Origin of the sequence: Streptococcus sanguinis (assembly GCF_050223295.1) — a bacterium.
GTDB lineage: Bacteria > Bacillota > Bacilli > Lactobacillales > Streptococcaceae > Streptococcus > Streptococcus sanguinis_X.
In genome coordinates this window covers 2,138,134-2,159,056 of sequence record NZ_CP071424.1, presented here as the reverse complement: position 1 = coordinate 2,159,056, position 20,923 = coordinate 2,138,134, and the positions used below count along the sequence as shown (strand labels likewise).

The window sequence follows — 20,923 nt, the reverse complement described above, 5'->3', positions numbered from 1 at the left end:
GCTGATTTTTTAATCATTATTGTCTTTCCCGTTTTTTGAAGGCGAAGATTCCTGCAAGTCCGGTCATGGCAAGTCCCAAGAGTCCGAGTGAGGACGTCTTTTCTCCGGTTTCTGGGAGGCTTTCTGATCCTGCCTGTTTATAGGACGCTTGTTTGTTTGTGCTAGGGGCAACAGCAGTCAAGACAGGGAAATCTACTCTACTATGCTGCAGGTTGGCTGCTTCGACTGCGATAGTCGGAGAGCTTGGTTGCTCAATAGGCACTGGTTCAGTTTTCGGTGCGACGTAGACGAATTTGTATTCGCCGAATCCTTCTTGGGCAGAGGCTGCTAGATAGAGGATGTCTCCGTCAGTACCAATCAAGTTCTTGGCCTTATCAGCTGTCAGGAAGCGCAGGTCCAGTCCTCTGATGGTATCAGCGAAATGCCAGTTCTGATCTGCACTTGGATTGATATTTTTGACAGCTAAGATATAGTTGATGATAGCTTGGCGATTTTCCAGATTGAGCAGACGGTTGAGGTTGGCTTCTCGAACACCTGGGAAGTTACCGTTAGACCGGTAGTTGTTGGTCACGACGATAAATTCCTGATTTGGATCAATCTCCTTGCCTTGGTATTTCAGATTACGGACTCGGCTGGCATTTGGGTTGGCCAGTTTGCCTTCGCGGTCGTATTTATTCGGCTGGGTAATGTCAAACTCATAGGTAACACCGTCGATAACATCAAAGTTATAAGTCCGGTAATCAGTATTGACTAGATTTTGCGGTTGGCTATTATTTGGGTCAATGGTATTGAACTGACCGGCTGACATTTCCAACCATTCTTTGAGCTGAGCACCGTTGACCTTGAGGATAGCTGCGACATTATCGTAGAGATAGAGGTCTGCTACGTTCTTGATGGCAATAGGACCAGCTGGAATGTCTGTGTAGGCCGTTGCATCCCCGCGGGTTCCCGCCTTGAAAGGAGCTGCTGCAGATAGGATAGGAAGATTGGCTTCAGGCGTGCCAGCCAGCTCTTGCTTAGCATACCAAAGCTGAGCATTATTGACGATTTGCACAGATGGATCGTCTTTGACCAGAGAGAAGTAGCTTGTAATCGGTGCAGTCGTTGTACCGACTTGCTGGCGGACATAGTTGATAGTCCCTTGATGGGATTCCTTAGCAATGTCAATGACGCGCTGATCGGCTACATTAGACTTAGTATCCACCTTGCGGATGGAGCCCTTGCTGTCAGTGACTTTCCATTTGCCGTCGGTATAGTTTAGCTTGAGGTCAATGACGCCCAGATGGTCGCCATATTTTCCAGCCATGGTTACTGGAGTACCGTTGATTTTACCGTTGACACCGTCTACGCCAGGGTATTTTTCGTAGAAGCCAGTTCCGTTTCCGCTTGGGAATTCGGCGTGGGAGTGGCCTGTTACAACAGCATCCACACCTGGCAGACTAGCGATTTGGTAACCTTCATTTTCCTCACCTTTTTCATACTTGTCATCTCCGATACTAGAGTGAGAAAGCACCAAAGTGATGTCTGCACCAGCCTTGCGCATCTCAGGGATGATGTCTCGAATAGCCTCAACAGAATCGCGAACGACCACTTTTCCTTCTAGGTTTGCCTTATCCCAGTTTAGAATCTGCGGCGGTACAATCCCTGTCACACCAATCTTGACGGTCGTCAAGCGTCCCTGAGTATCTGTAAAGGTCTTTTCGATGATTTTGTAAGGCTGATAGATGAATTTACCAGTCGCTGGATCCAGCACATTGGCATTGACAAGAGGCATGCCTGCTGTCTCAATCACGCGGTTCAGATAGTCCAAGCCGTAGTTAAATTCATGGTTGCCTAGCGTACCAGCTTCAAAGCCCAGAGCTTGTAAGGCAGCGTACATAGGGTGCTGCTCGCCCTTCTCCACAGGATCTACAATGGCCTTGTAGGTTCCCAGCGGCGTTCCTTGAATGGTATCACCATTGTCAACCAAGAGGACATTTGGATTTTCTTTCTTTGCTTTCTCGATTAGTACGGCTGTTTTAGCCAGTCCCAAGGTCTCTACTGGCTTGTCCTGATAGTAGTCGTAGTTGACCAAGTTGGTATGGAGGTCGGTCGTTGCCAAGATACGCACATCAACAGTCTGTCCCTCCACGGGCTTAGTATCCTCAGTAGCCGCTACATTTCGAGCCATAGCCATCAGAGCATCAGTATTTCCACTGGCATTTTCTGGGGAAATAGCAGAGCTAGGATCCGTGCTCTCTTTTGTCGCAGTAGCTTCAGTAGGACTTGCAGCAGCCGTTGGTTTTGATTCCGCTGCGCTGCTTTCTACTGGGGCAGGATTAGCAGTGACTGCTGGAGCATTCTCATCAGCCTGAACAGCATTTACAGCTGCCGCAAGAGCCGCTGCACTCAAAAGCACAACCGTTTTTTGAAGGGATGATTTAGACATAATATCTCCTTTGTTAAAATGAATTTCAGACTTATATTATACTATATTAAAGCGCTATCATCAAGAGAAGATCATAAATTAAAACTTAATAAAATTGACTGGAAGCTTCATAAGTTGCAAATATGAGAATATAAACTAAAACAGAATGCTCCAAGATTTACCGATATTGTATCCGCTTTCATGTTTTGGTATAATAATGATGAGCTCACTTGGGTAAGTCGGAAAGGAAAATAAAACGGAAAAAATCAGACTGCCTAAGCTGAGAAGCGTATCTGCATTTTGCCTGATAAGGAGAGGAGGTTCGCCATGACTATGTCTGCCTTATTTGAGTTATTTGTCGCCCTTTTAGGTGTGGCATCTACTTGCTACCTTGTCTACGCTTATTGTCAATTTATCAAGGAAGAAGTTCATCACTTTCTTCACCACAACCCGCCTGTTTAAGGCGGGTTTTTGCTTTTGGTAAAATAGTTTATATTATATAATGAAACTGACAAAGATTGAGGAGTGTTTATATGTCTAAGAGAAGACACAGGCTTATGGGGCTTATTGGCCTAAGTGTACTGATATTGCTGGGAGTAGGCCTCTACCTATCTCATAAAAATCAAGAATTTCAGAATGAGATGACAAGAATTGTCTATAGTGAGGAAGTTAGAAAAATGATTGTAGAAGCATTAAAAGAAGAAGATCCGAATGCTTTAACGGATAAGGGGAAAATTCGTTCTTATAAAATAGATGATGCGAGTATTCGTCATAATCCAATGGGGGGGATTATGTTTCATGTTATAATTAATGACGATTCGGATGCTGTATTTAAATTTGGTATAAGGAAATATGGTGAAGATGGTAGAATGAGTTTAGTTGGTGGTACTCTTACGGAAAAACTTCAACAGTTACTAGAGGAGTGATGGTCAAATAGTCATAAGGAGATTTTTTTTAGAGGTGAATACATGAAGAAAAAACATAAAATTATTTTATCAGTTATCAGCTTGTTTGTGGCTGCTTGCATAGGAGTAGGTCTCTATCTAGCTCACAAAAACCAAGAATTCCAGAATGAAATGTTCAGAATTGTCCATAGTGAGGAAGTGAGGGAGTTGATTGAAGAAGATTTAAAAAGAAAAGATCCAAATGCGTTAACAGACAAAGGGAAGATTCGCTCTTATAAAATAGATGATAGCTCCATTAAGCATAATCCGATGGGAGGAATTATGTTTCATATTATCATTAATGATAGTATAAGTATGGTTGGGAAGACTGGTCTTCGAATGGATGGTGAGAATGGGAAAATTCGTACGGATGGTATGACTGAATCAGCAGGTTTGCGGGCGTTGTTGGAAAGTGACGACAAGTGATTCACTATTCTAGTTATAGCGAAAACCTCTTGCTTTAATTGGAATTGCAAAACCTATACCACATACTAAATTATAATAGTCGTAGGAGTGTCTAATGAAGAAAAAGCATAAAATTATACTAATTATCGTCAGTTTGTTTGTGGCTGTTTGTTTGGGAGGAGGAATGTATATGGCGCACAAAAATCAAGAATTTCAGAATGAGATGGTAAAGATTGTCCACAGTGAGGAAGTGAAGAATTTAATAGAAAAGAAATTAAAAAAATTAGACCCTCATGCTTTAACGGATAAGGGGAAGATTCGCTCTTATAAAATAGATGACAAGACCATCCGTCATAATCCTATGAGCGGAATCATGTTTCATATTGTGATTAACGAAAACCTAGATATTATAGGTAAGTTTGGCATTCAAAAATATGGGGAAGACGAACCAATTAGTACAGTGGGAATGTCAAAATCAAAGAAATTTCAAGATTTACTTAAGGAGTGATTTCTATGTTTTACAATGATGAAGAAAAGAATAAGATTGCTTGGCAATAATATACTAGTTATAAAATCGGTGACAAGTCAAAGAAAGTGCCCAGCAAAAGAGAAGTGGCATTCAGGAATTGCAGGATAATAAGTAAGGCTTTGTTTTTACCAGCCTCATACCGGATAACTCCCGCCCGTTTAAGGCGGGTTTTTATATGGACCGTCTTCTAGGTTTTCATATTGGGTTAAAAGTGATAAAATAGTAGGCAGGAATTGGAGAGACGAGATGCCAAAAGAAGTGAATTTGACGGGCGATCAGGTATTGGCCCTTACGAGAAAATATCTGGCTGCGGAGGATGTGGCCTTTATACAGAAAGCTTTGATCTATGCGATTGACTGTCACAGTGGGCAGTTTCGCAGGTCAGGTGAGCCTTATATTGTGCATCCTATTCAGGTGGCAGGGATTTTGGCCACGCTCAAGCTAGATGCGGTAACGGTCGCCTGCGGCTTCCTGCATGATGTGGTCGAGGATACCCGTGCGACGCTGGATGATTTGGAAAGAGAGTTTGGGACTGATGTGCGCGTGATTGTGGACGGGGTTACCAAGCTGGGTAAGGTCAAGTATAAATCCCACGAAGAGCAGCTGGCAGAAAATCACCGTAAGATGCTGATGGCCATGTCGGAGGATATCCGGGTTATTTTGGTCAAACTGGCAGACCGTCTCCACAATATGCGGACGCTGAAGCATCTGCGCAAGGATAAGCAGGAGCGGATTTCCCGAGAAACAATGGAAATCTACGCCCCCTTGGCTCATCGCCTGGGGATTTCCAGTGTCAAGTGGGAACTAGAAGATTTGTCTTTCCGTTATCTCAATGAAGTGGAATTTTACAAAATTTCCCACATGATGAAGGAGAAGCGTCGGGAACGTGAAGAACTGGTAGAAGAGGTGGTTCAGAAGATTGAGACCTATGCTGGCGAGCGCAATCTGCACGGCAAGATTTATGGCCGGCCCAAGCATATCTACTCGATCTATCGCAAGATGCAGGACAAGAAGAAGCGTTTTGATGAGATTTATGATCTGATCGCCATTCGCTGTATCTTGGATACTCAAAGTGATGTTTATGCTATGCTGGGCTACATTCATGAGCTTTGGCGGCCGATGCCGGGGCGGTTCAAGGATTATATTGCCAACCGCAAGGCCAATGGCTACCAGTCTATCCATACCACCGTTTATGGACCCAAAGGTCCGATTGAGTTTCAGATTCGAACCAAGGAAATGCATGAGGTCGCTGAGTACGGGGTTGCAGCCCACTGGGCATACAAGAAAGGCGTCAAGGGTCAAGTAGACAGCAAAGAATCAGCCATCGGGATGAACTGGATCAAGGAGTTGATGGAGCTGCAAGACCAGTCTAACAATGCCAAGGATTTCGTTGACTCAGTTAAGGAGAGCTATCTGGCTGAGGAAATTTACGTTTTCACACCAGATGGAGCGGTGCGTTCTCTGCCTAAGGACTCGGGTCCCATTGACTTTGCCTATGAGATCCATACCAAGGTCGGTGAGAAAGCCACAGGAGCCAAGGTCAATGGCCGCATGGTTCCTCTGACAACCAAGCTCAGGACAGGTGATCAGGTGGAAATCATCACCAACGCTAACTCCTTCGGACCGAGCCGAGACTGGCTCAATATTGTCAAGACCAGCAAGGCCAGAAATAAAATCCGTCAGTTCTTTAAAAATCAAGACAAGGAGCTGTCTATCTCCAAAGGCCGAGAGCTCTTGCAGGCTCAATTTCAGGAGCATGGCTATGTAGCTAATAAGTACATGGACAAGAAGCACATGGAAGAAGTGCTGCAGAAGACCAGTTATAAGACTGAAGAGGCGCTTTTTGCAGCGATTGGCTTCGGTGAGATTGGTGCCATTAGTATTTTCAACCGCTTGACAGAAAAAGAGCGCCGTGAGGAAGAACGGGCCAAGGCCAGAGCAGAAGCGGAGGAATTGGTCAAGGGCGGTGAGGTCAAGGTCGAAAACAAAAAAGACACCCTCAAGGTTAAGCACGAAGGCGGTGTGGTTATTCAGGGGGCGTCTGGTCTCCTCATCCGGATTGCCAAATGCTGTAACCCTGTACCGGGTGATGATATTGTTGGCTATATTACCAAAGGACGCGGTGTAGCCATTCACCGGCAGGACTGCATGAATCTCAAGGCCCAGGAAAATTATGAGCAGCGGCTGATTGATGTGGAATGGGAAGACAACAACACGACCAAAGAGTACACGGCTCACATTGATATATACGGTCTCAACCGGTCTGGTCTCCTCAATGATGTGTTGCAGGTTCTGTCTAATACCACCAAAAATATTTCAACAGTCAATGCCCAGCCGACCAAGGATATGAAATTTGCTAATATCCACGTTTCTTTTGGTATTGCGAACCTGTCCATGCTGACGACGGTGGTGGATAAAATCAAAAGCGTGCCGGAGGTCTACTCGGTCAAGCGGACTAATGGCTGATTCTTTTCGGAAATCATTATTGAGCTGTAAGTTACCGTTAAATCAAAGGAAAAGATATGAAAATAGTGATTCAGCGCGTGAAACGTGCTCAGGTCAGCATTGACCAGCAGCTGCACAACAGTATTGGACAAGGTCTCCTGCTCCTAGTAGGCGTAGGGTCTGACGATAGTCAAGAGGATATGGATTATGCAGTCAGGAAGATTGTCAATATGCGGATTTTTTCCGATGCTGAGGGCAAGATGAACCTGTCTATCAAGGACATTTCCGGAGAGATTTTGTCGATTTCCCAGTTCACTCTGCATGCAGATACCAAAAAGGGTAATCGGCCAGCCTTTGTCAAGGCTGCTCCGCCAGAGATGGCCAGCAATTTTTATGATGCCTTCAATCTTGCCTTGCAGCAAGAGGTGCCGACTCAGACGGGTGTTTTTGGCGCAGACATGCAGGTAGAACTAATCAATGATGGTCCAGTGACCATTATCTTGGATACAAAGAATCGCTGATAAAAAGCATGAAAAGGAGTTTGAACACTAGTGTTCAAACTCCTAATTTTTTTTGCTTCTGTAGCAATGAATAGATAGTTTCCGACAACATTACTAAAAATCGCTAATAATTTCTTAAGGAATGACTTCTTTGATGGTCGTCACTAGCTGATTGATAAGCTTTATGGCTTCAGCGGGCTCAGTGTAGAGCTTTTTAAAATAAGCATGTATATTTTCTTCAAAATGCTGAGGTAATAGCGTGCAGTTGGTTTTTGCAAACTCCAGCATTCTCTTTTCTCCAGGGTGAGTTTGTTCGTTTAGGGCGAAGAGCAAGTCAAAATAGGAAGCAAAAAATTCACTGCTCCGGTGATTGATGCTGAGCAGGTCCTGACGCTTGAGCGCTTTTTCTATTTGTTTGGAGAAAGCTGGCATGGCTTGATCGAGTAAGAGGAGCTGCTTCTTGATAATATTCTTTTTCAGCTCAGCTGGATAAGGTCGTCTGTACTTGTTCTGAAGTGCTTCATAGCGACCATTTCGGTCGTAGATGATTTTGCTGTGGAGCAGATTGTGCCACATACAGGTGGTATAGGCATTCTGGGCTTGGTGGTCTAGTACTACAGTCTGCAGGTCTTTATCAAAACTGTCCAGTGTACGGTAAATGAGCTCAATTTCGATCTTGCTCTTTAGCACACAGTCATCCTCTAGTTCCCAAAACTGATTGCCGATTTCCATGTAGGAGCAGTACTTGCTGAGGATATCGCGTCGAGTTGTGGGAGCAATGGAATCTGTCAAGTAGATATAAACATCATAGTCTGAGTCTTTGTCAAAATGCTGTCCAGCACGAGAGCCACCGAGAACAATAGCTTCCACTTGGCCTAGCTGGGCAAATTCTTTAAAGAGTTGTTGTGGCATAATTTTTCCTTACTAATTTTTGACATCATTGTAGCAAAATGTAAGCGGGTTGGCAAGAAGGAAAAAAAGCTTTTGGCATGGTACTAAGCCTGTAAAATTGGTAGAAAGCGGATAAGCAAGAGCCGGAAGTATTGGACTAAAAAGAAAATTATCTGGGATAGATAGGCTGAAAATTTGACTTTGGGTAATAAAATTTTAGGACTTTTTTCTTTCTTTAATTCATTGTCAATTTTCTATTTTGTAAACTCATCGCCTTATTCTTATCTGCAACTTTTCTTAGATTTTGAGATAAGTTTTTAAAGATTTTTTTGGCATCATTTAGTCCAAAAATGATGAGCATAGCAAACAAGTTGAAGTGGCGATAATCCTTGATTTGTTTATGTTTATGATTTCTTTCATTCTTTAGAAATATTTTAGAATTACTTTATAAATTCTTGAAGTTTGTCTTGTATAATCATATTAAAGAAAAGAAAGGAGTCTCTTACCATGGGATATCTAGTTCAACAGATGCTGAATGCTCTGATTCAAATTGCTTTGTTTGCTTTTCTTCCTTTTGTTTGGTGGTTGATAAAGGCTAGAAGAAAAAGTCCATTTTTAGAATGGCTTGGCTTAAAACCGCTAAAAGATACTGGCAGCCGGAAGATCTGGCTGTGGATTTTGCTGGGTTCGCTATTTTTCCTGGTTCTTTCGTTTTTGCTACTATATACTACTGTAAAAGGTCTTAAGACAGCGACTTCAAACTTCTCAGGCCTCGGCTTTCAAGCCTTGCCAGCTATTCTGATTTATGGTCTGTTTCAAACTGCTCTGCCAGAAGAACTGCTATTCAGAGGTTTTCTTTTAAAGAGATTGGCTAGCCGCTTATCCTTTGTGGTAGCCAACACCATACAAGCTGCTCTTTTTGGTCTGCTGCATGGCCTGATGTTTATAACAATACTCTCTTGGCAGCAAACCCTGCTCATCATTTTGTGTACGGGTGGCATCGCGGCTTATATGGGCTTTGTCAATGAAAAGAAATCCGATGGCTCCATTTTATCCAGCTGGATCATGCATGCCCTAGCAAATGTAGTTGTGGGTAGTTTATCGGCTTTTACGCTTATCTAAATCGTCAAGGATTTCAATGTAAACTAAAAAGTTCCGTTTCTCAAGGGAAATCGGAACTTTAGATTTGATGACAGGTGGGCAAAGAGTTCGGTGTAAGTCAAACAAAGCTGCTTCTACTGATTTGCAGGGCTGTCCAGTTTCATTTGCTCAAAAACATAAAGGAAGAAGTCTTTCGAAACTTCGAAATGTCCGTATCTTATCTGAGAAGCATACTGGCGCCACTGAGGATGTTGTCGGATTTGGTCAATGGGGCAGTCTTTGACGGGTTGGTAGTAGCTGACATCTCGCCGAAATGGGACAAAGCCTTCAAACATCTCTACTTGATAAGCTGTGTCATCTAGAATCTTGCCAACTGCTGTAAAGGCCTGTAGCTTTTCCTGACCATTCAGCTGATACTTGGGGCTGTAGTACAGAAGATAGTCCCCCTTTTTCATGCGGTTTAGCGGTGCTTTCTTTCCATGGCAGACTTGGCAAAATCCACTTTCTACACCTCTTAGGACGTGTTCTTTTGATACGACACCAATCCAAAATCTAGTCATTTTCTGCCTCCAGTTCCATTAAGAGTTGGTTTAATGTTTCTGTATTATTTTCTAATTTTCCAAAGAACGCCTGATCAATGCCTTCTACTAGAGGAAGGGCTTGGTTGACCTTTTGAAGCCCCGTATCCGTTAGAAGTATGATGTTGGCGCGGCTGTCCTTGGGATGGGCTTCCCGCATTATCAATTCTTTCTTGACCAAGAGGCGGATGATTTGGGATACGGTCATAACATCCATGTCAGAAAATTGTGCAATATGGGTCTGACTCACCCATTCTTGCTGACGCAGGAGTGCAGCAAGAGTGGTCAGAACGACAAACTGAGGATGGGTCAAATCAATCGTTCTCAGTTTGTTTTTTATCAGCCCATGCCACTTGTGGTAGGCACGGATAAAGAGCAGACCGGTTGATTTTTTGTATTCATCCTTGTAGATAGAGTTAAACTGTGATTTTTCCATTAGCTTTCCCTCTAGATATTTTGTAAGTACACTTATTATATTCTGACATCTTATTTTTGTCAATAAAAACCCAGTTTAGACTAAAAAGTCCGAACTGGGTTCTGTTTATAGTTTTTCCACATAAATCTGCTGGGCAATCATAGGATTGATTTGGATTTCTTGGGTTTCTGTCTTGAGGAGATAAGCCTGAGCGAAAGAATCGTATTGGATGAAGGTGATGGTTTGGCCGATTTGCAGGTTATATTTTTCCAAGTATTTGAGCAAGTCAAAGTCATCGTGTACGCGTTTGATGATATAGTCGCCAGGGGCAGAAGCCTCTTCCAGAGTCAGTTGGTTTTCTTCGTCCAGAAGCTCTCCCTTGGCTGGGATGGTGCCTCCGTGAGGACAGGTCTTGGGGTACTGGAGCATGGCATCCAGACGCTCAACGAAACGCTCAGAAACAGTGTGCTCTAGGACTTCGGCTTCCTCATGGATTTCATCAGTCGAGTAGCCGAGATGGTTGACCAGAAAGACTTCAATCAGTCGGTGCTTGCGATAGAGGTCAGAAACTAGCCTTAGCCCCAAATCAGTCAGCAGGTAACCGGCTTTTTTATCCTTGACCAGAAGTTCTTCCGCCAGCATTTTTTTCATCATTTCCGTCACAGCCGGGGGTGAAACCTGCATGAGCTGGGCGATTTCTTTATTGGTGATTTTTTTGTGGTGGCTGCCAATCTCATAGATACACTTGAGATAGTCTTCTTTATTTGGGGTCATCTTGCATCCTCGCTGAACTTTCTATCATTAGTATAACAAAAATCACTGCAAGAATACAGTGTCTAAGCTTTTCTTTGATGTTTAGATTTTCTTCATTGTGACGGCCGCTGGGGCGGCAGGAAGTATGGTCCTTACAGCATGGATGCAACAGGATGCGTGCCGACAACGCTAGCCATGGTTATTTCTGGGATTACTGGGACAGAAGTGCTTCCGACAACTGTTGCGGATTACCTATATAACCATACCAATGAATTTAATAAAGATGAATTTGGCACCAGCAGCCGTGGTATTGTCCAAGCTGCCTAGCACCGGGATCTGACGACTGAGACCCTGTTTACAGCTTCTGCAGTCAAAGAAGTGCTTTCGCAGGGGTATCATGTCCTAGGTGCCGTTGGTACCAGCATCTTTGCCCATTATCCAGTCACTCATGAGCTGGTTCTCAAAGGCTATGACAATGGAAAAACCTATGTCCGTGACCCTTATAATGCAGCTAATAATGGCTGGTATCCAGTAGACTATCTCTTTGGAGTCAAGAGTGTAGATCCGACGGATAATACAGAGGGTTCACCCTTCATTGCCATCAAAGGATAAGAAATTCGTGAATAAGAAGACCGCTCGTTGCTTGACGGGCGGTTTTCTGCATTCTATGACTATTATGTTTGTAATCGGTTAAGACTTTATCATCGGCAAGGTCAGTAAGCGTAAAATTCATTATACAATTATAGCTAGACACACGGTTTTTTTGGAAGCGATAGGGACGGGATTCTATTTTTGGACATATTTGCGATAAACGTTCTCAAAAAAACATGTAAATAGTTTGACAAACAAAGCTTTTCTCATTATACTATTAACATATCAGGAGGAAAAACATGAAAAAAATCCAAAAACATGTCATTCTAGGGGCAGCAGTTCTTGCTAGTACTGGCATTGCTCACACTGTAGCTGCAGATACAACTCCAGTGGATGCAAAGGCCCCTGCAAACCAAGATAAGGCTCTATCTGCAAGTCCAGAAGCTCTTAAACAGCAGACTGAGCAGGTTAATCAAGCAAAAGCGTCTGTTGACCAAGCCAAAGAACAGGTTACAGCAGCTGAGACTAAGGTTGAAACAGCTAAGAAAGATAATACTGATACAAGTGCACAAAAAATTGCCGAAGCTCAAGCAGCTGTGACAGAAGCTGAGAAGAAAGTTGCTCCAGCAGAAAACGCGGCCAAGCAAGCCCAAGCAGCTCTTGATACAGCTAAAAAAGTAGAAAACACACAGGCAGCTGTAGCTCAGGATGCTCAAGCTCAAGCAGCTAAGGCACAAAACGAGACTGAAGCAGCTCAGGATGCTGTGAATGCAGCCCAAAAAGCTGTGGATAGCAAACTGGTGAGTGAAAAGGTAACGAAGGCAAAGGATGAGCTTGACAAGGCTAAAAACCACTTAGCTTCTTACGAAGACCAGTTGAAGACAGCTGAAGTGGAAGATGCCAAACGCCAAGCAGTGATTGATCAAGCCCAGGCTGATATCAAAGTAGCCCAAGCAGAAATCAAGGAAAAAGAAGCGAAACTTTCTTCCCAGGACCAAGTACACAATACCTTTACCCTATCGCAAGATTACATCAGGGCAGCAAGAACTATTGATAAAAAAGGATCGGGCCAGTTAACTCCTGAAGCGAAAGAAATGCTTGCAAAAGAGGCAGCGATTCTAAAATCAAGTAATAACTTCATTAGCAGTCAAAAGGATGTTCGACGTATAGTAGATATTAATAATATTCCTAAAGAGATCCTTTTGGAAATTAACTACTATGCTCAAGATTTAATCAACCAAATCCGTAAGCAAGTAGGCAATGCTCCTGTAACATTAACGCAAAATAGTATGGATTATGCGGCGGCCCTAAGCCAAGCAGCCCGTGAGCAAAAATATAGAGCCCAAGCAAAAGATCCTATAACTTCACAAGTGAATGTTCCAAAAGATGTGGTTGCTAAATTTGGGCTTGATCAGTTTGGATATAGAGTTACTGGTTTAAATGAGCTGGGTTTTTATCCTACCTTGGCCAGTCAAGAAAAAGTGTCCGTTGATTATTTGAAGAAGACTATCTATGACAATATTAAATTCCAATTATTTGACCTTGGAGATAGCTTTAGAGACCCCATTAGAACAACAATCTATGCTCAAAAAATAGTTGGCAGCCTAGATAGGCAGAAAAAGGGAGATTATGTAGCTGTTAACTTTAGCAACAACGGCATTATTAACCGAATTAACTTCCTTCTCTTCGCGAATAATGACGGTGATATTAAGGATCCTTCCAAAATCACACCAGCCTTAATCAATCCAAATGCTAATAATCAAGAGGCAGACGCTGCTCGTAAAGATTTGGCTGCTTCGCAGGCTAAGTTGGACGCTGCTCAACGTACGTTGACAAATGCTCAGAACAAGCAGGAGACAGCACCATTACTGCGTGAGGTTGTGAAAACTGCTAAGGACAAGTTGGCCAAGGCGGAACGTACTTACCAAGCTGAACTCGAAAATAGCAAGAATTCGGCTTCTGAAGAAACCAAGGCTAAACTTGCAGTTTTAGCTAAAGCTCAAGCAAGCTTGAAAGAAAAAGAAGCAGCCCAAACAACTGCGCAAAAAACAGCTGAGGAAGCTAATGCCAAACTTGAGGCTTTGAAAGCAGCTACAGCGACCGCTCAAGAAAAGGCAACTGCTGCGGCTACAGCTCTGGAAGAGGCTCAACGCGCTGTTCAAGCTGCTAAAGACTATGTTACTCGCTTGCAAAACGCCCCTGCTCTTCTAAAAGAAGCAGAAGCGTCTCTCAATGATGCTAAAGCAAACTTGGCAAGTAAGGAAGAAACCTATAGAGTCGAAAATGCCAAACTTGAAGCTTTGAAAGCAGCTCTTGCAGCCCTTGAGACAGACGACCCAACCAACCTCGTTTCTAAGAATGAGCGAAAGGTTCTGAAAGTCACTACAACAGGAGTGAAGAACGGAAAGAAACCAGTTCAGACCTATCAGGCTCCAGCAGCTCTTCCAAAAACAGGATCTGCTGAATCTTCTCTAGCGCTTGCAGGATTGGGATTGCTCTCTATGCTGGGACTGGCTTTTGCAAAACGTCGTAAAGCTTAAGAGCATTTATTGATAAAATCGAATTCTAGATGAATTGTAGCAAAATCAAAGTTGGAACAGCTCATTTAAACAAAACTCATACTGAGAGAGGACCAGTTTGGTCTTCTCTTTATTTATTGAGTAATTTGTTAAGAACATCTTTATTGTTAGCACTCCAAGGGTTCATATTTTGTTCTTTGCTATCATGTGAGTTTGTGATAAAATCTAATTGTTCTATGTAGATTAGATTTTTTATTATAATCCCTACAGTTTTGAACTATTAGAGCTAACAGAAAGGAGGGAAGCCATGTATCCGAAAGAAGGGAAAGAACATCTCTTTCAGCAATTGCAATCAATCGGCTGGTCTCAGGTAGCACTGGAACAAGTTTTTGCAGAGATTAGTGTGCAAGGGAAAACAGTGCCAGAAGAAGGATATTACCTGCAGGAGGCTCAGCTTTTTGGCAGTCCCTTTTTTCAAGATCTTTGGCTGGCTGAGGATGCTCAGAACAGCAGGTTAGGAGCTCAGGAGCTGCTGGTTCTGGCTATGAATCTTGTTAATATGCCTGAGGAGCTGAGTGGAGATAAGGCAGAGACGGATCTTTTACTGGCTCGGATTGCTCCAAACCTAACACCTCATGATGGCTTTTGGAAAATTTTCTCAAGGACCTTGCGCCAGGCTTTTCCAGCAGATGATTTCAGCCAAAGGGATGGCAATCAAAAGCTCAAGCGCCAGCTGCATCAGTTTCGCTATGTCATTTCCTGCCAGCAGGCTCAGTGGGTCAGAGATCACTACCGTCAGGCTGGTATGACAGATGCAGAAGCTTTGGCTTCCTATCTAAAGGATTGGCCAGGGCTGCCTTATAGCTTTCAAGAATCTTCTCGCTTGCACAATAAAGCCTATATTGACAAGATGTCTGGTCAGGCTGTCTATCCGGATGGTCAAGCGAGTCAGGCCAATATAAAAATCCTGATTGATTTTTATACAGAGTTTATTCTGGATCAGACAGGTCGTTTTCTCAATATCATAGATCCAGAGGGGGCTAGTCAAAATGGTATTGTGAACGGAGCCAGCTTTAACTATGGTGAGCGCAACCGTCCGGGCAATCAGGCTTCTCATACTCGCTATGATGTCAAAACGCCTGCAGTTTGGGATCCTCGCTTTCGCAGGCTTGTCATTGAAAATAGCAGCCGCAAGTTCAAATCACCTCAGAATAATCGTGGTCCGCTGGGCTATCGCTCGGCTAAGAGCCCTTATGCTCGAAAGGGGCGGAGTGCTTATAAACAGGTAAAGGCAGAGATTGCTCGGTTCAAGAAATTACTGAATCGACCATCCTTTCTCTTGCGTTCTTGGGCTTGGTTCCGTCAGTTTTGGCAGAAGTTTTTTGTACAAAAAAATACGGACTAGCAAATCCGTATTTTTATCTCTTACAAGCTCTTAACTGCGGCGATAGCTGCTTCGAAGTCAGGCTCGGTATTGATATTGTCGACATATTCAGCGTAGGTCACAGTGTTATTTTCATCCAGAACTAGAACTGCGCGAGCCAAAAGGTGCCATTCATTGATGAGGACAGCATAGTCACGGCCGAAAGAATGGTCGAAGTAGTCAGAGAGCATGACAGCATTCTCAATGCCTTCAGCAGCACACCACTTGCCTTGAGCAAAAGGCAAATCAACTGAAACCGTGATAACAACGGTATTGTCCAAGTCAGAGAGTTCTTGGTTAAAACGACGAGTCTGAGTCGAGCAGACACCAGTATCGATAGATGGGATGATGCTCAGGACTTTCTTTTTGCCAGCAAAATCAGCCAGAGTTTTCTTTGAAAGGTCAGTTGCTGTCAGGCTAAAATCGTGTGCGGTGTCGCCGACTTGCAGTTGCTTTCCAGTAAAGGTTACAGGATTTCCGAGAAAAGTTGTCATAAGGAGTCTCCATTCATATTTGATAGCTTCATTGTACAGCGAATAGTGATTTTTTTCGAATAATTTGACCGGAAATTTGACAATATAACTATTTAAAACTCATTATAAAAAAATAAAGAGGTTAGGATTTTGTCTTCCTAACCTTTTATCGTTATTTGGCCAATCCTTCAGAAATTTTATCCAGATTGTATTTCATCATGCTATAGTAGCTGTCTCCTTCTTCTCCCTTTTCAGCGATTGAGTCTGTGAAGATTTTAGCGTGGATTGGGATGTTGGTGTCTTTAGAAACAGTCTTCATCGGACGGTCGTCCACACTTGATTCGACAAAGAGAGATGGCACTTTGGTCTTGCGTAGTTTTTCAACCAAGCTTTTGATTTGGTCTGGAGTTCCTTCTTCTTCAGTGTTGATTTCCCAAATGTAGGCTGATGGTACATTGTAGGCTTTAGAGAAGTACTTGAAGCATCCTTCACTGGTCACAATCATTTTCTTTTCTTCTGGGATATTGTTGAATTTCTCCTTGGCTTCCTTATCCAGAGCGGTTAGCTTTTCCACATAGGCTTTGAGATTTTTCTCGTAAGTGGCCTTATTGTTAGGGTCTTTTTCAATCAAACGCTTGGCGATATTTTGCGCATAGATAATACCGTTTTCCAAATTGAGCCAAGCATGAGGGTCTTCTTTGCCCTTTTCACTTTGCCCTTCAAGGTAGATGACGTCAACGCCATCGCTGACAGCATAGTAGTCCTTGTTTTCTTCCTTATTGGCATTTTTGACCAACTTGGTAAACCAAGCATTGCCGCCGGTTTCCAGGTTGATACCGTTGTAGAAGATGAGATCCGCTTGAGAAGTCTTTTTGACATCTTCTGGCAGGGGTTCGTATTCATGGGGGTCTTTGCCGACTGGTACAATGCTGTGCAGGTCAATCTTATCGCCAGCTATATTTTTGGTAATATCAGCGATAATTGAGTTGGTCGCAACGACCTTGAGCTTGGACGAGTCACTGGACGCGTTCTTCTGACCGGAGCAGGCAAAGAGAGTGCAGACTGCTAGCAAAAGCAGGGATAAAAAACCTAATTTTTTCATGGGATTCCTCCATTAAATTTTATTTTAGTTTAGGTCGGTTTTTAAGTTTTAAATAGCGTTGCTTAGGGGCAATAAAGAAAGAGAGGAGAAAGATGAGGGCTGAGGTCAGGACAATGCTGGATCCTGCAGCGACATTAAAGCTGTAGCCGATAAAGAGTCCCAGTACAGAAGCTAGAGCGCCCAGCCCTGAGGACAGCAGAATCATAGTTTTCAGACTGTTGGCATAGAGGTAGGCCGTTGCTGCTGGCGTTATCAAGAGAGCGACGATGAGAATGGTTCCCACGCTCTGCATAGCTGTCACAGAGACCAAGGTCAAGAGAATCATCAGCAGATAGTGGTAGAAGCTGACTGGCATGCCCATGGCCTGAGCCAGCAGTGGGTCAAAGGAAGTAATCAATAGCTGTTTGAAAAAGAGGGTGATGATTAAGAGCACAGCTATTCCGACTCCGATACTAATCCACATATCAATGTCCTGTACGGCCAAAATATTCCCAAAGAGAATATGAAAGAGGTCTGTGGAACTATTGGCAACGCCGATCAGGATCACACCCAGAGCTAGGAAGGAAGAAAAGGTAATCCCAATGGCCGTATCGCTTTTGATAATGGAATTGCCCTTGATGTAGGTGATAATAATCGAGGCCAAAAGTCCAAAGGTGATGGCTCCGATAAAGAAATTAATCCCTAAAATGTAGGACAGGGCGACACCGGGCAGAACTGCGTGAGAGATAGCGTCCCCCATGAGCGACATGCCGCGCAGAATGATAAAGCAGCCGACAGCTCCAGCGACAATTCCAATGACGATGGCTGTGATGAGGGCGTTTTGCAGAAAGTGAAAGTCCCGCAGCCCTTGGAAAAATTCTAAAATCATCCTAGTCACCTCCATTCATAAAGAGCTGGGAGCCGTAAGTCTTTTTCATATTGTCCTTGGTAAAGCTGGTCTTGGTAGGACCGAAGGCAATCAGCTTACGATTGAGCAGGATGACCTGATCGAAATAATCAACTACCTTACTCAGGTCATGATGGACAATCAGAATGATCTTGCCTGCGGCTTTGAGACTCCGCAGAGTAGACATGATAATCTCTTCGCTGACCGAGTCGATCCCGACGAAGGGCTCGTCCAAAAAGATACAATCCGCCTCTTGAACCAAGCAGCGAGCAATCAAGACCCGCTGAAATTGCCCGCCGGACAGCTGGCTAATCTGGCGCTCAGCCAAGTCTTCTAAACCGACAATTTTCAAGGCCTCAGCCACCTTGTTCCAATGGGAACTCTTTAGCCCCTGAAAAAGCTTGAGCTGGGGGTAAAGCCCCAAAGAGACACACTCTTTGACTTTGATAGGAAAATGATAATCAATATTGATCTTTTGCTCCACATAGGCGACCCGTTGGAGAGAGTTCTGCAGTGGCTTTTGATCCAGCAGAGTCTGGCCTTGGTGGTCAATAATCCCTAGCATGCCCTTGAGCAGGGTGGATTTTCCGGCTCCGTTAGGACCAATAATCCCAGTAATGGTTGGCTCCTTAATAGTTAATGAAAGGGGCTCAAGAGCCAGCGTATCCTGATAGCTGACAGTCAAATCTTTAATCGTAATCATCTCATACACCTCTATGATTTTAATATACATTAAAACAAAAATTAAGTCAAGTTAATTTTCAACAAATTTCTAAAATTAATATAAGAAACGTTTGAAAAAACAAGTAGATTTTGATAAGGTTATATCAAAAGCATGAAAGCGAGAAGAAGATGACACGACTACAAGATGATTTCTATGATGCGATTAATGGTGAGTGGGCCAAGACGGCGGTCATTCCTGATGATAAGCCAGTGACGGGAGGTTTCATGGATTTGGCAGATGAGATTGAAGATCTTATGCTCGCCACGACTGACAAATGGCTGGCTGGCGATGGAGTGCCAGAAGATGCTATTCTGCAGAACTTTGTTGCTTACCATCGCTTGGCAGCGGATTATGATAAACGGGAAGCAGATGGGATTGAACCTGCGCGTGCTTACGTTGATGAAATTCGCAACCTAACATCTTTTGAAGACTATGCTTCTAAGATTGCAGATTTTGAGCTGGCTGGCAAGCCGACTTATTTCCCCTTTGGTGTGGCGCCTGACTTTATGGATGCCCGAATCAATGTCCTCTGGGCAGACGGACCAGGAACGATTTTGCCAGATACGACCTACTATGCGGAGGACCATCCGCAGAAGGCTGACCTGCTTGCAAAATGGCGCAAGGTTCAGGAAGATTTGCTGGGAACATTTGACTTTGCAGAAGAGGAAATCAAGGATCTTTTAGATAAGGTCTTGGAGCTGGATGCTGTTTTTGCTCAGTATGTTCTGTCTAGTGAAGAAAGCTCTGAGTATGCTAAGCTCTACCATCCTTATAAGTGGGACGATTTCAAAGCCTTGGTACCAGAATTGCCTCTGGCGGATATTTTCACCAAGTTGATCGGTCAAGAACCCGACCAAGTCATTGTGCCGGAAGAGCGTTTTTGGCAGGCGGCTAAGGATATCTATACAGCTGCTAACTGGGACAAACTCCATGCTCTGCTGATTCTCTCTGCAGTTCGTAATACAACACCTTATCTAACGGATGACATCCGTGTCTTGGCAGGAGCTTATCATCGTGCTCTATCTGGGACACCTCAGGCTCAGGACAAGAAAAAAGCAGCCTTTTACCTAGCCCAAGGTCCCTTTAATCAAGCTGTCGGTCTTTGGTATGCTGGTCAAAAGTTCTCACCTGAAGCCAAGGCTGATGTGGAGCAGAAAGTGGCGACAATGATTGAAGTTTACAAAAACCGCCTGGCCCAGAATGACTGGCTGACACCAGAAACTCGGGACAAGGCTATTGTCAAACTCAATGTCATCAAGCCTTATATTGGCTATCCTGACGAGCTACCTGAGCGCTATTCCCTCAAGGTTGTGGATGAAAAGCTGACTCTCTTTGAAAATGCTCAGAAGCTGAGCCAGATTGATATTGCTTACAGCTGGAGCAAGTGGAATCAACCAGTAGATTACAAGGAATGGGGAATGCCAGCCCACATGGTCAATGCCTACTATAATCCACAGAAAAACCTAATTGTCTTTCCAGCGGCTATCCTGCAGGCGCCTTTCTATGACTTGCACCAATCCTCATCAGCCAATTACGGTGGTATCGGAGCGGTCATCGCCCATGAGATTTCTCATGCTTTTGATACCAATGGCGCTTCTTTTGATGAAAATGGCAGTCTTAATAATTGGTGGACGGAGCACGACTATCAAGCCTTTACCGAGCGGACTCAAAAGGTCATTGACCAGTTCGAAGGACAGGATTCCTATGGTGCTAAGGTCAATGGCAAGCTGACTGTTTCAGAAAACGTGGCAGATTTGGGCGGCATTGCAGCAGCCCTAGAAGCAGCTAAGAAAGAAGCAGATTTCTCTGCTGAGGAATTCTTCACCAACTTTGCCCGTATCTGGCGGATGAAGGGCCGGGAGGAATATATGAAGCTCCTGGCAAGCGTGGATGTCCATGCGCCAGCCAAGCTTCGGACCAATGTACAGCTGCCTAACTTTGACGATTTCTTTACGACCTTTGATGTGCAAGAGGGAGACGGCATGTGGCGGAGCCCAGAAGAGCGGGTGGTCATCTGGTGACGCAAAGATAAGAGTACTTATCGAATCTTGCTCAAACCCAAAATAATCGAGTGCATTTCAATAGTCTGCTTTTGTTTGTGAAAGCAGACTATTTTGTTAAAGAAATTATAAAGCTTTTACATTTTCACGACCTTGTGCTATACTGTAGTTGATAACAAAAAACAAACAAAATATCCAAATAGAATAGATTTCAAAGTGTTTATTAATGAATAATAA

General features: G+C 43.7%; 19 protein-coding genes and 1 pseudogene. 11 read left to right on the top strand and 9 right to left on the bottom strand.

Going from position 1 to position 20,923, the window contains the following annotated elements; translation table 11 throughout:
- Positions 1-16: 16 nt before the first annotated feature.
- Positions 17-2,428 carry a bifunctional 2',3'-cyclic-nucleotide 2'-phosphodiesterase/3'-nucleotidase gene (locus J1C77_RS10590; protein WP_002923073.1) on the bottom strand — a complete coding sequence of 804 codons (2,412 nt, stop codon included), beginning with the start codon at positions 2,426-2,428 and terminating at the stop codon, positions 17-19.
- 306 nt (positions 2,429-2,734) lie between these two features.
- Here J1C77_RS10590 and J1C77_RS10585 point away from each other — a divergent pair, with 306 nt between their 5' ends.
- The 6 genes from J1C77_RS10585 (at position 2,735) to dtd (ending at position 7,251) form a co-directional block, all read left to right on the top strand.
- Complete coding sequence (locus tag J1C77_RS10585; RefSeq protein WP_002896703.1) at positions 2,735-2,869, top strand: hypothetical protein; 135 nt, start codon at positions 2,735-2,737, stop codon at positions 2,867-2,869.
- A gap of 71 nt (positions 2,870-2,940) precedes the next feature.
- A complete protein-coding gene (locus J1C77_RS10580) occupies positions 2,941-3,333 on the top strand; it encodes a DUF1310 family protein (protein WP_042763130.1) in 393 nt (130 codons plus the stop codon).
- A 42-nt stretch (positions 3,334-3,375) separates the two neighbouring features.
- Positions 3,376-3,777, top strand: a complete 402-nt coding sequence (locus J1C77_RS10575) for a DUF1310 family protein (RefSeq protein ID WP_002898547.1) — start codon at positions 3,376-3,378, stop codon at positions 3,775-3,777.
- Positions 3,778-3,871: 94 nt separating this feature from the next.
- Positions 3,872-4,264: a DUF1310 family protein gene (locus tag J1C77_RS10570; protein WP_049547835.1), complete on the top strand. Its 393-nt coding sequence runs from the start codon at positions 3,872-3,874 to the stop codon at positions 4,262-4,264.
- A gap of 267 nt (positions 4,265-4,531) precedes the next feature.
- Positions 4,532-6,751, top strand: coding sequence for a RelA/SpoT family protein (locus J1C77_RS10565; RefSeq protein WP_002923078.1), 2,220 nt, complete (start codon positions 4,532-4,534; stop codon positions 6,749-6,751).
- Between the two features lie 56 nt (positions 6,752-6,807).
- Complete coding sequence (gene dtd / locus J1C77_RS10560; RefSeq protein WP_002923079.1) at positions 6,808-7,251, top strand: D-aminoacyl-tRNA deacylase; 444 nt, start codon at positions 6,808-6,810, stop codon at positions 7,249-7,251.
- 114 nt (positions 7,252-7,365) lie between these two features.
- On the opposite strand, the gene J1C77_RS10555 is transcribed toward dtd, so the two are convergent.
- Positions 7,366-8,142 carry a nucleotidyltransferase domain-containing protein gene (locus tag J1C77_RS10555; RefSeq protein WP_002923080.1) on the bottom strand — a complete coding sequence of 259 codons (777 nt, stop codon included), beginning with the start codon at positions 8,140-8,142 and terminating at the stop codon, positions 7,366-7,368.
- Between the two features lie 486 nt (positions 8,143-8,628).
- On the opposite strand from J1C77_RS10555, the gene J1C77_RS10550 reads away from it, so the two are divergent.
- Positions 8,629-9,243, top strand: a complete 615-nt coding sequence (locus J1C77_RS10550) for a CPBP family intramembrane glutamic endopeptidase (RefSeq protein WP_002923082.1) — start codon at positions 8,629-8,631, stop codon at positions 9,241-9,243.
- A 113-nt stretch (positions 9,244-9,356) separates the two neighbouring features.
- On the opposite strand, the gene J1C77_RS10545 is transcribed toward J1C77_RS10550, so the two are convergent.
- The 3 genes from J1C77_RS10545 to J1C77_RS10535 all read right to left on the bottom strand — a co-directional run bounded on the left by J1C77_RS10545 (position 9,357) and on the right by J1C77_RS10535 (position 10,989).
- Entirely contained in the window at positions 9,357-9,782 is a 426-nt protein-coding gene (locus J1C77_RS10545) for an EVE domain-containing protein (RefSeq protein WP_002923083.1), read from the bottom strand.
- On the bottom strand, positions 9,775-10,236 hold the full coding sequence (locus J1C77_RS10540; protein ID WP_002923084.1) for a MarR family winged helix-turn-helix transcriptional regulator: 462 nt from the start codon (positions 10,234-10,236) through the stop codon (positions 9,775-9,777). Before J1C77_RS10540 ends, J1C77_RS10545 begins: the two co-directional genes overlap by 8 nt.
- Before the next feature lie 105 nt (positions 10,237-10,341).
- Positions 10,342-10,989 (bottom strand): metal-dependent transcriptional regulator, encoded by a 648-nt coding sequence (locus J1C77_RS10535; RefSeq protein ID WP_002923085.1) that lies wholly within the window; start codon positions 10,987-10,989, stop codon positions 10,342-10,344.
- Between the two features lie 99 nt (positions 10,990-11,088).
- Between J1C77_RS10535 and J1C77_RS10530 the strand changes: the two are divergent.
- The 3 genes and pseudogenes from J1C77_RS10530 to J1C77_RS10520 all read left to right on the top strand — a co-directional run.
- Positions 11,089-11,580 (top strand): annotated as a pseudogene (locus J1C77_RS10530) (C39 family peptidase); the annotation flags it as partial.
- Between the two features lie 278 nt (positions 11,581-11,858).
- Positions 11,859-14,099: an SEC10/PgrA surface exclusion domain-containing protein gene (locus J1C77_RS10525; protein ID WP_002907385.1), complete on the top strand. Its 2,241-nt coding sequence runs from the start codon at positions 11,859-11,861 to the stop codon at positions 14,097-14,099.
- 286 nt (positions 14,100-14,385) lie between these two features.
- Positions 14,386-15,483, top strand: a complete 1,098-nt coding sequence (locus J1C77_RS10520; RefSeq protein ID WP_002923087.1) for a DUF3114 domain-containing protein — start codon at positions 14,386-14,388, stop codon at positions 15,481-15,483.
- A gap of 20 nt (positions 15,484-15,503) precedes the next feature.
- Here J1C77_RS10520 and tpx read toward each other — a convergent pair whose 3' ends face one another.
- From tpx to J1C77_RS10500, 4 genes are all read right to left on the bottom strand, one after another.
- Positions 15,504-15,995, bottom strand: a complete 492-nt coding sequence (tpx, locus tag J1C77_RS10515; RefSeq protein ID WP_002896683.1) for a thiol peroxidase — start codon at positions 15,993-15,995, stop codon at positions 15,504-15,506.
- A gap of 151 nt (positions 15,996-16,146) precedes the next feature.
- Positions 16,147-17,076, bottom strand: coding sequence for a metal ABC transporter substrate-binding lipoprotein/adhesin SsaB (gene ssaB / locus J1C77_RS10510; protein ID WP_002923088.1), 930 nt, complete (start codon positions 17,074-17,076; stop codon positions 16,147-16,149).
- A gap of 19 nt (positions 17,077-17,095) precedes the next feature.
- Positions 17,096-17,944, bottom strand: coding sequence for a metal ABC transporter permease (locus J1C77_RS10505; protein ID WP_042763134.1), 849 nt, complete (start codon positions 17,942-17,944; stop codon positions 17,096-17,098).
- A 1-nt stretch (position 17,945) separates the two neighbouring features.
- Complete coding sequence (locus J1C77_RS10500) at positions 17,946-18,665, bottom strand: metal ABC transporter ATP-binding protein (RefSeq protein ID WP_042763136.1); 720 nt, start codon at positions 18,663-18,665, stop codon at positions 17,946-17,948.
- Between the two features lie 149 nt (positions 18,666-18,814).
- On the opposite strand from J1C77_RS10500, the gene J1C77_RS10495 reads away from it, so the two are divergent.
- Entirely contained in the window at positions 18,815-20,707 is a 1,893-nt protein-coding gene (locus J1C77_RS10495; RefSeq protein ID WP_002923091.1) for a M13 family metallopeptidase, read from the top strand.
- The last annotated feature ends 216 nt before the right edge of the window (positions 20,708-20,923 follow it).

What these genes read in the sequence shown, in the direction of transcription:
- J1C77_RS10590 (WP_002923073.1), bottom strand. Translation starts at nt 2,428, where the DNA reads ATGTCTAAATCATCCCTTCAAAAAACGGTTGTGCTTTTGAGTGCAGCG.
- J1C77_RS10585 (WP_002896703.1), top strand. Translation starts at nt 2,735, where the DNA reads ATGACTATGTCTGCCTTATTTGAGTTATTTGTCGCCCTTTTAGGTGTG.
- J1C77_RS10580 (WP_042763130.1), top strand. Translation starts at nt 2,941, where the DNA reads ATGTCTAAGAGAAGACACAGGCTTATGGGGCTTATTGGCCTAAGTGTA.
- J1C77_RS10575 (WP_002898547.1), top strand. Translation starts at nt 3,376, where the DNA reads ATGAAGAAAAAACATAAAATTATTTTATCAGTTATCAGCTTGTTTGTG.
- J1C77_RS10570 (WP_049547835.1), top strand. Translation starts at nt 3,872, where the DNA reads ATGAAGAAAAAGCATAAAATTATACTAATTATCGTCAGTTTGTTTGTG.
- J1C77_RS10565 (WP_002923078.1), top strand. Translation starts at nt 4,532, where the DNA reads ATGCCAAAAGAAGTGAATTTGACGGGCGATCAGGTATTGGCCCTTACG.
- dtd (WP_002923079.1), top strand. Translation starts at nt 6,808, where the DNA reads ATGAAAATAGTGATTCAGCGCGTGAAACGTGCTCAGGTCAGCATTGAC.
- J1C77_RS10555 (WP_002923080.1), bottom strand. Translation starts at nt 8,142, where the DNA reads ATGCCACAACAACTCTTTAAAGAATTTGCCCAGCTAGGCCAAGTGGAA.
- J1C77_RS10550 (WP_002923082.1), top strand. Translation starts at nt 8,629, where the DNA reads ATGGGATATCTAGTTCAACAGATGCTGAATGCTCTGATTCAAATTGCT.
- J1C77_RS10545 (WP_002923083.1), bottom strand. Translation starts at nt 9,782, where the DNA reads ATGACTAGATTTTGGATTGGTGTCGTATCAAAAGAACACGTCCTAAGA.
- J1C77_RS10540 (WP_002923084.1), bottom strand. Translation starts at nt 10,236, where the DNA reads ATGGAAAAATCACAGTTTAACTCTATCTACAAGGATGAATACAAAAAA.
- J1C77_RS10535 (WP_002923085.1), bottom strand. Translation starts at nt 10,989, where the DNA reads ATGACCCCAAATAAAGAAGACTATCTCAAGTGTATCTATGAGATTGGC.
- J1C77_RS10525 (WP_002907385.1), top strand. Translation starts at nt 11,859, where the DNA reads ATGAAAAAAATCCAAAAACATGTCATTCTAGGGGCAGCAGTTCTTGCT.
- J1C77_RS10520 (WP_002923087.1), top strand. Translation starts at nt 14,386, where the DNA reads ATGTATCCGAAAGAAGGGAAAGAACATCTCTTTCAGCAATTGCAATCA.
- tpx (WP_002896683.1), bottom strand. Translation starts at nt 15,995, where the DNA reads ATGACAACTTTTCTCGGAAATCCTGTAACCTTTACTGGAAAGCAACTG.
- ssaB (WP_002923088.1), bottom strand. Translation starts at nt 17,076, where the DNA reads ATGAAAAAATTAGGTTTTTTATCCCTGCTTTTGCTAGCAGTCTGCACT.
- J1C77_RS10505 (WP_042763134.1), bottom strand. Translation starts at nt 17,944, where the DNA reads ATGATTTTAGAATTTTTCCAAGGGCTGCGGGACTTTCACTTTCTGCAA.
- J1C77_RS10500 (WP_042763136.1), bottom strand. Translation starts at nt 18,665, where the DNA reads ATGATTACGATTAAAGATTTGACTGTCAGCTATCAGGATACGCTGGCT.
- J1C77_RS10495 (WP_002923091.1), top strand. Translation starts at nt 18,815, where the DNA reads ATGACACGACTACAAGATGATTTCTATGATGCGATTAATGGTGAGTGG.